Below are 223 nucleotides of genomic sequence, written 5' to 3' on the forward strand. Positions count from 1 at the left end.
AGGCATTGTATTTCAACATGAAAGCATTGAGAAATTACGCCGTGAACTCTCCCGTAATGGCCAATTAAGGGAGATGTGTGGCTTTGAAGGTCAGGTTCCAACTTCATATGCCTATACGCGGTTTCTAAAATCTCTAATCCGTGACGAAGAAATGATGGATAAAATGTTTGAGACTTTGGTAGAACAGCTCCTGGAACGGTTGCCGGATTTTGGTAAACGCTTG

1 pseudogene is annotated in these 223 nt (G+C 42.6%); it reads left to right on the forward strand.

What is annotated here, in order from left to right:
* Positions 1 to 223, forward strand: a pseudogene (locus tag IC21_RS14785) (DDE transposase); the annotation flags it as partial.

Origin of the sequence: Heyndrickxia coagulans DSM 1 = ATCC 7050, assembly GCF_000290615.1 — a bacterium.
GTDB classification, from domain to species: Bacteria; Bacillota; Bacilli; order Bacillales; family Bacillaceae_C; genus Weizmannia; species Weizmannia coagulans.